Annotated in this window: 6 protein-coding genes; 3 read left to right on the top strand and 3 right to left on the bottom strand. The window is 69.1% G+C overall.

The features are described from left to right. The first annotated feature begins 195 nt into the window (after positions 1-195). Positions 196-1,479 (top strand): helix-turn-helix domain-containing protein, encoded by a 1,284-nt coding sequence (locus ACIA03_RS28305; protein WP_396988843.1) that lies wholly within the window; start codon positions 196-198, stop codon positions 1,477-1,479. 6 nt (positions 1,480-1,485) lie between these two features. Here ACIA03_RS28305 and ACIA03_RS28300 read toward each other — a convergent pair whose 3' ends face one another. The 3 genes from ACIA03_RS28300 to ACIA03_RS28290 all read right to left on the bottom strand — a co-directional run bounded on the left by ACIA03_RS28300 (position 1,486) and on the right by ACIA03_RS28290 (position 6,639). Then, complete coding sequence (locus ACIA03_RS28300; protein WP_396988842.1) at positions 1,486-1,941, bottom strand: SRPBCC family protein; 456 nt, start codon at positions 1,939-1,941, stop codon at positions 1,486-1,488. A gap of 64 nt (positions 1,942-2,005) precedes the next feature. Further along, positions 2,006-5,071 carry a calcium-binding protein gene (locus ACIA03_RS28295; RefSeq protein WP_396988841.1) on the bottom strand — a complete coding sequence of 1,022 codons (3,066 nt, stop codon included), beginning with the start codon at positions 5,069-5,071 and terminating at the stop codon, positions 2,006-2,008. Positions 5,072-5,187: 116 nt separating this feature from the next. Next, on the bottom strand, positions 5,188-6,639 hold the full coding sequence (locus tag ACIA03_RS28290; protein WP_396988840.1) for a CCA tRNA nucleotidyltransferase: 1,452 nt from the start codon (positions 6,637-6,639) through the stop codon (positions 5,188-5,190). A 50-nt stretch (positions 6,640-6,689) separates the two neighbouring features. Between ACIA03_RS28290 and ACIA03_RS28285 the strand changes: the two genes are divergently transcribed. Then, a complete protein-coding gene (locus ACIA03_RS28285; RefSeq protein WP_396988839.1) occupies positions 6,690-8,864 on the top strand; it encodes a DUF6049 family protein in 2,175 nt (724 codons plus the stop codon). Beyond that, the gene (murJ, locus tag ACIA03_RS28280) at positions 8,861-10,498 is read left to right on the top strand and encodes a murein biosynthesis integral membrane protein MurJ (protein ID WP_396988838.1); all 1,638 of its coding nucleotides are present in this window, start codon (positions 8,861-8,863) and stop codon (positions 10,496-10,498) included. The genes ACIA03_RS28285 and murJ overlap by 4 nt, the downstream gene beginning before the upstream one ends. The last annotated feature ends 45 nt before the right edge of the window (positions 10,499-10,543 follow it).

The following is a 10,543-nucleotide window of genomic DNA, read 5'->3' as shown; positions in this document are numbered from 1 at the left end:
AGCAAGGACTCACCGAAGTGTCACCACCAAACCCCACGGAAGTGTCACCGATGTCCTGATGCAGAACCGTCACCGATGTCCTGGGAGATGACACGGTTCGTCAACACTCCATCGACATACATCTCGAACACGTGTTCCATCCCCTAGACTCCGGGCCCGAACGATCGACCGCCTCAGGTACCGGAGACCCCCACGATGCGTCCCGACAACGACTCGACCACGGCAGGCAAGGGCTCCCCAGGAAACGGCCGGGGCCTCATCCTCTTCGGCGCCGTCTCGGTCGCGTTGATCTCCACGGCCGCGGCGTACGTCGCGATGGTCGGCTTCGGGCGGGACGTGCTAGCCATGGGCGCGATCAACGCCTACGCCTTCGCCGGGGTCTTCGAGCTGTCGCTGGTCACGGTGGCGCTGATGGCCCGCGAGGCCGCCCAGCAGGACCGGCCGGCGCAGACCCTGCTGACCCTGACCTGGCTGCTGTCGGCCGCGTCCGGGTTCTTCGCCGGCTGGCACGAGATCCACCTCGGTCACGCCGCGACGGCGGCGGCGTTCCGGTTCATCGTTCCGCTGCTGGCCGCACTGATGTGGCACCTGGCACTCGTCGGCGACCGCCACCTGGCCATGGAGCGCTCCTGGTCAGAGCTGCGGATGGGCGCCCGGATGCATGCCCTCCTGGCCACCCGGGTCGAGTGGCGGCGGGCTCGCGACGCGGCGCTGCGGAAGCGTACGCGCTCCTCCCGCCGCAAGCTGGAGCGCGCACAGAAGCGCTACTGGCGCGCCGAGGCGGTGGCGCTGCGCTCGGTCGCGCCCGGGGCGATGCGCGAGCAGATCACCCAGTGGGTCGACGCGTTCGCCGCGGTCTCCGAGGGCACCCGCCAGGCCGACCGGCTGCCGATCACCCTGCCCGACGCGCACGAGGCGCTCAGCGTGCCGGTCGTGGAGCAGGTTCCCCACGTCACGCCCGCTCTCGGTGCCGACCGCGCCATCGAGGCGCCCACCGGCATCCTCCTCGATCGGACCGCCGACGCAGTCTCCGACTCGGCCACCGACGTACCCCGTGAGGTGACTCCGTCGCGGGAGCCCCGCACTCGCGAGATGGCCTCGGCCCTCGCCACCCCCGATGCCCGCCAGCGGGTATCGAGCCGGGTGCCGGACGCCGCGCGCACCGCCGCCGAGGCGGCTCCCGGAGCCGGAATGGCACCGCAGTTCAGCAACGGCCGCACGGTCACCAAGCCCGCCGACACCGACGCCCTCCTCCTGGACCGCATCCCGTTCCCGGAGAACATCCCCGACCCCGAGCCGGCGATGGACTACCCCGACACATTCCCGGACGAGGAGGAGGACCTGCTCAGCAACCTGCCCTCCGAAGCGTCCGAAGCTGCCCGGATCCTGGTGCGAGCCGGCGCACCGGTCTCGAAGGTGGCCGACAAGCTGGGGGTCTCCACCAGCACCGTCCGCCGCTGGACCAAGGCCCGCGCCTGACGCCGGTCAGCTCTCGAGGTCGGCCTTGAGCTTGGCGAGCGTGGTCGCCATGCCCGTACGCAGCTCCTCGGTGAACTTCTCCTGACCGCCGAGCACGGCGTTCGTCAGCGAGCGGGAGAGCGCGGAGATGCCGTCCGGGGTCTCGCGGCGGTGGGTGACCAGGGAACCCTCGGCGGTCTCCTCGATCTGGAAGGACCACACCGTCGTGTTCTCGGCGACCCGGAACGCGAAGTCGGAGTGCGGCGTGAACCGTACGACCTTGGCGTTGGTCGGCCAGTGCTTCCAGCCCTGGCGGTTGATGTTGAAGAAGCGGGCGCCCTCCTTGACCTGGCCGAACACCACGGTCTTCACCACCTGCGGGCTCCACGAAGCCATCCGCGGAAGGTCCGTGATCGCGGCCCACACCTGGGCCGGCGTCGCGTTGATGGCGGTCGTTGCCTCGAGCTCTGTGATCGTCGTCATACGCGGAACCGTACCGTCAGTATGGCTCGATGGACAGTAGGCGCCCAGATGTCAATTGGGGTTCTCAGCCGACGCTGACCTTGACCTCGACCGAAGTCGAGGTGTCGGCGCCCGCCCCACCGTTGCCGTAGTCCCGACCTGATCCGCCGTTGAGCCTGTCGGGCCCGCTCCCGCCGTAGAGGCGGTCGTCAGCGCCGTAGCCATAGAGGACGTCACGACCGCCGCCACCTTGGAGCACGTTCCTCGCGCCATTCCCCTCGAGCTTGTCGTCGTAGCGACTTCCCGTCAGGATCTCGAATCCGCTCAGCGCGTCGGTGCCCGCTCCGCCGATCGCACGCGTCAGCGAAGCGGCCACGCGCGCTCCCGCGCTGGCGTACGTCACGGTGTCGGTGCCCGACCCACCGACCAGCTTGTCGGCGCCCAGGCCACCGCTGATCGTGTCATCGCCGTACGAGCCGTTGATGACGTTGCCGGCGGACGAGCCGGTGAGGACGTCCTTGGCCGACGATCCGGTCAGGTTCTCGACCATGCTGATCCGGTCGTAGCCGGAGCCGCCGGTGTTCTGGGCCGCCGTCGAGGCGAGCGTGACTCGAACCCCGGTCTTCGAGGCGCTGCCGTAGGCGACCGTGTCCGTGCCGCTCGCTCCACTGACGACGTCGTCGCCCGCACCGGGGTCGATGCTGTCGTTGCCGTCGCCGCCCGAGATCACGTCCTTGCCGCCGAACGCCTCGATGTGGTCGTTGCCGGAGCCTCCAGAGATCCGGTTTGCGAGATGGTCGCCGCGGAGGTCGTCAGAGTACGGACTCCCGATCATCGACTCGACCTCAGCGAGAGAGTCGGCATCCGCGGTGAAGTAGTCGGCCTTCATCCACGCACGTGCGCCGGCCTTGGCCGAGGAGTAGGTGACCGTGTCCGTCCCGGAGCCACCGGACACCGCATCGCCCTGCCCACCGATGGGGACCGCGGCGCCGCCGAGGATCGTGTCGTTGCCGATCTCGCCGAACACCGAGTCCACCCCCGTGCCGGGATCGAGACGGTCGTCGCCGGCGTCACCGTGGATGACGTCGTTCCCGGCCCCGGCCGTGACGGTGTCGTTCCCCTCGCCCGCATAGACGGTGTCGCCGCCCGCGCCCAGGTCGACGATGTCGTTGCCGGCGCCTGACCTCACGGTGTCGTTCCCATCGCCACCGGAGATGGAGTCCTTCGCCGCGTTGCCCTCCAGGAGGTCGCCGCCGAGCCCACCGATCAGAGTGTTGTCGCCGATGCCGCCGCGTACGGTGTCCGCATCGGCGCCACCATCGACACGGTCGTTGCCGTCGCCTCCGTCGAGATCGTCGAGTCCCGCCGATCCGGTGACCGAGTCGTCTCCCGCCTCACCGTGGACGGTGTCGGCACCTGCGCCGCCGTCGATCACATCGTTGCCGGCGCCACTGAAGATCTGGTCGTCACCGGGGCCGCCCTCGATCCGGTTCGCCCTCAGGTCTCCGGTGAGTCGGTCGTAACCCGCTGAACCGATGACGCCTTCCACCCCGGCCGGAACCGTGTACTCGACCCATCCCGAGACCTTCGCGAACGAGGCCATGTCCAGGCCGGAGCCACCGTCGAACCTCGCGGACCAGTAGCTCACCCGATAGTCGTCGACCTGGAACTCCAGGAGGTCGTCCCCTTCTCCTCCGGAAACGGCGTACTCGTCACAGTAGAGACGCTGTCCGGGAATGAACCGGTCATCCCCGTTGCCGCCTGCAACATCACAGAAGAATCCGGCCTCGACGACGTCGTCGTACGCCGACCCGATCAGGCTCCAGTCCTGACCTGAGACGGTCCACACGTTGAAGGTGTCTGTTCCCTGCCCGACGACGGTCATCCGGTCCTGGGCGAAAGAGCTCGGCGTCATCGTGACCGGGCCGGGTGCGGCCGCGTACGAGATAGATGCCTGGTTGTCGTCGAAGGTGTCATCGCCCGGCCCACCGATGTACTGGTCCTTCCCCTCTCCACCGGAGAGGGTCGAGCCGCCGACGCCGGCAGCGAGGGTGTCCACGAAGCGGGAACCAGTCACGACCTCCGCGCCGGAGACGGAGTCGCGCCCCAGACCGGTGTCCTGAGCGGTGGTCGTCCTCAACGACACCGTGGCAGCCACGGGTGAGAACGCGTAGGTGATCTCGTCGCGGCCGTCGCCGAGATCGGTGACGTCATCGCCCATGCCCACGTAGGCCTTGTCGTCGCCTGCTCCGCCGAAGAGCTGGTCGTCGGCCACCTCCGGGTCGAACCCGTCACCGAGGTCGCCCTCGTGGAGCGCGTCGGCACCGGCGTCACCGTGGAGACGATCGGCACCGGCGTCGCCGCTCAGGAAGTCTCGGCCGGCCCCGCCGTGGATGGTGTCCGCGCCAGGACCCCCGTTGAGCTCCTCGACCGCCTTCCACGAGCTCGGCGCTTCGGTCAGGTCGGTCCCGGTGATCGTGTCGTCACCCTGGCTGCCGATCACGAAACGGACGCGAGGCGCGGCACCGTCACGCGCGGCCCGGATGAAGTCGGTGCCGGCTCCACCGGTGACCTTGACGACAATGCGGCCGTCTACCTCGACCGGGTTCAGGTCGATCTCCACCGGGCCGGCGACATCCGCGTAGGACAGATAGTTGGTGTCAGCGCCGATCTCATCACCTACGTACGGCCAGGTCACGAGGTCATTTCCGGCGCCGGGCAGAACGGTGCGGGTATTCCCGTCCAGGCTGTGGCAGTTCACCTGAATGGAATCGTCACCGTCGCCACCGACGTACACGTTCCCACCGCCTTCGCAGGCCTCGATGACGCCGTCGCCGATGCTGTCGTTCCCGGCACCACCGACGAGCGTGTCGTCGCCGTCTTCGCCGAACAGCCTGTCGTCACCCTCGCCACCGCAGACCGTGTCGTCACCACCGAGCGCGTTGATCGTGTCGTCGCCGGGCGTACCGAGGATGACGTCTGCCCCCTCGGTGGCAGTGGCGTCCGCTGCTGTGTTGAGGTCGATCGTGACCGGAAGACCGTGACAGACGGCGGCTTCTGTGTCCGCTGCTCCGGCGGAGGCAAGTCCGACAGCCATCACGCCGGACAGGAGGAGACCGCCGACGACGTACGCCGGAGAGAGAAGACGCATGTGAGACTTTCGAGCTCGGTGGGGCGAGCCGACGGGCTCACGCAGCACCGGACAGCCTCACGGCGCGCGGGTTTACGTTAAGACCGAACCACGCCGAGCGACATAGCCCGAACGGACTATGCGGAGCGCTCGGCCCACCAGTCCAGGAGACGCTTGGCGGCCTCGTCCTCGGAGAGGATCCCCTCGTCGAGACGCAGGTCCATGAGGAACTTGTACGCAGCCCCGACCTCACGCCCCGGCGAGATCCCGAGCAGCGACATGATCTGGTTGCCGTCGAGCGCGGGGCGGAGGGCGGCGAGCTCCTCCTCCTCGGAGATCCGCTCGATGCGGGCCTCGAGGGCGTCGTAGGTGCGGGCGAGGCGGTCGGCCTTGCGGCGGTTGCGGGTGGTGCAGTCGGCGCGGGTGAGCACGTGCAGCCGCTGGAGCTGGTCGCCGGCGTCCCTCACATAACGACGGACCGCGGAGTCGGTCCACTCCCCGTCGCCGTAGCCGTGGAAGCGCAGGTGCAGCTCGACGAGCGAGGAGACCGCCTCGATCTCGTCGTTGGAGAAGCGCAGCGCCTTCATCCGCTTGCGGGTCATCTTGGCGCCGACGACGTCGTGGTGGTGGAACGAGACCGTGCCATCGTCGTGGAACCGACGGGTGCGCGGCTTGCCGACGTCGTGCATCAGCGCCGCGAACCGCGAGACGAAGTCGGGCCCGCCACCGAGGCGCGCCTCCTGGTCGATCGACTGCTCGAGCACGGTGAGGGTGTGCTCGTAGACGTCCTTGTGGCGGTTGTGCTCGTCGCGCTCCATCCGCAGCGCGGTCAGCTCGGGCAGCACCAGGTCGGCGAGGCCGGTCTCGACCAGCAGCGAGAGGCCACGGCGCGGGAACGGCGCGCAGATCAGCTTCACCAGCTCGTCCCGGACCCGCTCGGCGGAGATGATCGAGATCCGCTCGGCCATGTCGGTCATGGCAGCGACGACCTCGGGGGCGACCTCGAAGCCGAGCTGTGCGGCGAACCGCGCCGCCCGCATCATCCGCAGCGGGTCGTCGGAGAAGGAGTCCTCGGGGGTCCCCGGGGTCCGGAGCACCCGGGTCGCCAGGTCGACGACACCGCCGTAGAGGTCGACGACCTCACGGCCCGGCAGCCGCACCGCCATCGCGTTGACGGTGAAGTCGCGGCGTACGAGATCGTCGGCCAGGGACGTGCCGTAGGCCACCGCCGGCTTGCGGGAGTCGGCCGAGTACGCCTCGGAGCGGTAGGTGGTGACCTCGACCTGCCAGGGACCCTTGCGGGTGCCGATGGTGCCGAAGTCGCGGCCCATGTCCCACAGCGCCTCGCCCCACGTACGCAGGATCTTCTCGGTCTCCTCGGGACGGGCCGAGGTGGTGAAGTCGAGGTCGTTGTGGGGGCGTCCGAGCATCGCGTCGCGGACGGGTCCGCCGACCAGGGCCAGCTCGTGACCGTCTGCAGCGAAGGCCTCTCCGAGAGAGTCGATCACCGGTGCGATACGGTCCAGTTCAGCAGTCACCGATCGCTGAACATCGGCGACGCTGATCGGGGGAAGCTGGCTGTCGGACACAACGCCGCAGTCTACGAGGACCGCACCCCCGGAAAGATATTCTCGAAGTCATGCCAGTCCGCCAGCATCAGGCGAGGCCGCCACGGCCACGTGGGCGAGTCACCGCCGCACTCGTCCTGGCGCTGCTCTCACCCCTGCTGCTGATGCTTCCGGCGCCCGCGCAGGCCGACGACGAGGCCGCCGAGGCCGACCCGCTGAAGGTGAGCATCGACCAGCTCGACACGGTCAGCCTCGACGGCCGCACCAAGGGCCGGATCACGGTGCGCGGCAAGGTCGTCAACACCACCGATGAGGAGTGGAACGGGGTCAAGATCTACCCGTTCATCGGCGACACGCCGATGACCACCACCAAGGAGCTGGCCGAGGCCGCCGACCTGCCCGGGGACGCGCTGGTCGGCGAGCGGATCGTGACCGAGGGGACGTACGCCACGATCCCCGACCTCGCGCCCGGCGAGACCTACTCCTGGTCACTCACGGTGCCGCGCAAGCTCCTGCACGTCACCGAGCCGGGCGTCTACTGGTTCGGCGTCCACGCGCTGGGCGCCACCACGCCCACCACCGCCGACGGCCGGGCCCGCACCTTCCTGCCGCTGGTCAAGGAGCCCAACAAGCGGGCCAAGGCCGAGAAGGTCTCGCTGGTGATGCCGCTACGGCGCAGTGTGGTCTACAACGCCGACGGCAGCGTGAACTACCTCCCGGGCTGGACCCGTGACCTGAGCGCCGGCGGACGTCTCTTCCGGATGCTCGAGACCGGCACCGAGATGCCCAACCTGACCTGGGCCATCGACCCGGCTCTCATCGATGCCGTACGCAACCTCGCCGAGGGCAACCCCGCCCGCAACCTGGCACCGACGGACGAGGGTGGGGAGGAGCCGGAGGAGAGCGGGAGCCAGAGCGCGTCACCGTCCGCGTCCGGGCTGCTGCCGAGCCCCACGTCGAGCCCCGACACCGACGCCGAGAAGGCGATCGACGAAGAGGCCGAGGCCGCGCAGAAGGCCGCGACGGTCTGGCTGGGCCGCCTCGAGGACGCGCTCGCCGGCCACGACCTGCTCGCCCTCCCCTACGCCGACCCCGACCTGTCCGCGCTCGCCACCACCGACCCCGACCTGCTGGCCACCGCTCGCGAGAAGACCGCTCAGGCGCTCGCCGAGCTCGGCATCAAGGCGACCTCGGCGGTCGCTCCGCCGACCGGCTACCTCGACCGCGCCGCGGTCAACCTGCTCGAGCCGGGGGCGGTCAACCTGGTCAGCGACCGGATGTTCCGTGGCACCGCACCGGTCATCGCCGACCTCGACGGCCATCAGATGATCGTGACCTCCTCCGGCGCCGCCCGCGGCGGGCCCGGACCCAACGACCCCATCGACGCGATCTCGGTGCGCCAGCGTCTGGTCGCCGAGGCGGCCCTGCTCCGCGGCTCCGGGAAGCCTCTCGTGGCGGTGCTCCCCGACGGCTGGCACCCGCCCCAGACCCCGGCCTCGTTCGTCGACCCGTGGCAGAAGGCCGCCTGGATCTCGTCCTCGACCCTGACCGAGGCGGTCGCCGGTCACCAGGCGACGTCGATCACCACCGACAAGCTCCGCTACCCCCGCCGCGAGATGAAGGCCGAGATCTCCGCCGACCGGATCGGCACCGCCAACGAGCTCATCGACGCCGGCACGCTGCTGCAGCGGGTCCTGACCCACAACGACGAGATCTCCTCCGACATCGTCAGCGAGGCCCTGACCACGACCTCCTACTCCGCCCGCAAGGGCGACACCGACTCGGCCGCCAACGCGCTGAGCGAGGTCAGCGCCCAGCTGAGCTCGATCACCGTGGCCGTACCGCCGAAGGTGATCCTCTCCAGCATGAAGGGCGGCGAGTTCCAGGTCACCCTGAGCAACGAGCTCGATGAGCCGGTCACGGTGCGGCTGGACGCGATGACCGACGAGTCGCTGCGGGTCGCGACCTCCGAGCCCATCCAGCTCGACGCCAACTCGAAGGCCAGCTTCAACCTCGCCGCGAGCATGGACGACACCGGCACCCACACCGCCCTGATCGTCGTCACCGACACCAAGGGCAACCCGCTGGGCGCCCACGCCTCCGTCCCGATCCGCCCCTCGCAGGTGAGCGGGGTGATCTGGTGGTTCGTCGGGACCGGCTGCGCGCTACTCTTCGCGGCGATCGCCGTGCGACTCACCCGGCGCATCATGAAGGCCAAGAAGGCACGTACGACGGGAGTCCTGTGACAGCCACCGAGCAGAAGTCCGGCGGAAGCTCGGTCCTGGCCAACAGCGCGGTGATGGCCGCGGGGACGCTGTTCTCGCGGGCCAGCGGGTTCATCCGCTCGGCGCTGCTGGTCGCGGCCCTGGGTTCCGGGCTGCACGCCGACGTCTTCAACATCGCCAACACCGTCCCCAACATGCTCTACATCCTGTTGGCGGGCGGCGTGTTCAACGCGGTGCTCGTGCCGCAGCTGGTCAAGGCGCAGAAGAACGACGAGGACGGCGGCGCTGCCTACACCGACCGGATCATCACGCTCGCCGGGCTCTTCCTCGGTGTCGTCACGATCCTCCTGGTGCTCGGGGCGCCGCTGCTCATGCGCGTGTACCTCGACGCCGACATGTACACGCCCGAGCACGCGGACCAGCTCGAGTCGACCATCGACTTCGCTCGCTGGTGTCTGCCGCAGGTCTTCTTCTACGGGATGTTCGTGCTGGTCGGACAGGTGCTCAACGCCCGCGGCAGCTTCGGGCCGATGATGTGGGCACCGATCGCCAACAACGTCATCGCGATCTCGACCCTCGTGGTCTATCTGGTCGTCTTCGGTCCCTCCTCCACCGGCGGCTACACAACCGGCCAGGAGACCCTGCTGGGCCTGGGCTCCACCCTCGGCATCGCGCTGCAGTTCCTGCTGCTCCTGCCGGTGCTGCGCAAGGCCGGCGTACGCTTCCGCCCCCGCTTCGACTTCCGCGGAGCCGGGCTCTCCCAGACCGCGAAGCTGGGTATCTGGACGGTGCTCTTCGTGGTCGTGAACCAGGTGGCGTACACGATCGTGACGAAGCTCTCCAACGCAGGATCGACCGCTGGCGGTACCGGCTACACGGTCTACTCCAACAGCTTCCTGGTCACCCAGGTGCCCCACTCGATCATCACGGTCTCGCTGGCGACGGCGATCCTGCCGATCCTGTCGCGCCACGGCGCCGCCGGCGAGCTGCCCGAGCTGGGACGTACGCTCTCGAAGCAGCTGCGCAACGCGCTGGCCATCGTGATCCCGATCGCCGCGCTGCTGCCGGTGCTCTCCGAGGACATCGCCCACATCCTGTTCAGCTACGGCGCCGGCGCGGACGCGTTCAAGACGTACGCCCCGACGCTCTCGGTCTTCGCGGCCGGGCTGGTCTTCTTCACGATCCACTACCTGCTGCTGCGCGGCTTCTACTCGCTGGAGCAGAACCGCACCGTCTTCTTCATCCAGTGCTCGGTCGCGACCACGAACATCGTCGCCGCGCTGCTGCTGACCCGGTCGTTCTCCGCCGAGCACACCGCCGCGGCGCTGGCCGGCGCCTACTCGCTGTCCTACCTGGTCGGCTCCGTCGTCTCGTACGTCGTGCTCAAGCGCACCCTCGGCGACCTGGACGGCCGGGGGCTGCTCGGGTTCCTCGCCCGGCTCGTCATGGTGACGGTCGTCGCGGCCGCTGCCGCGTGGCTGCTGCGCACCGGCCTGGGCCTGATCAACGACGAGCCGACGATAGTGCTGGCCTTGATCGGTGCCGCTATCGTCGGGGCGCTGCATCTCGGCATGCTGCTCCTCGGGGCGCAGGCTGCCCAGGTCAAGGAGATCACCGTGATGGTTCAACAGGTTGCCCGACGGCTGCGTCGTTGACCACCATCGGATCAGCCTCCGCACTGTCTGGCACGGTCTGAAAGA

The sequence above is a fragment of the Nocardioides sp. NPDC051685 genome (assembly GCF_044453405.1).
GTDB lineage: Bacteria > Actinomycetota > Actinomycetes > Propionibacteriales > Nocardioidaceae > Nocardioides.
Note: the sequence above shows the minus strand (reverse complement) of the source record. Positions and strands in the feature narration are given on the sequence as shown.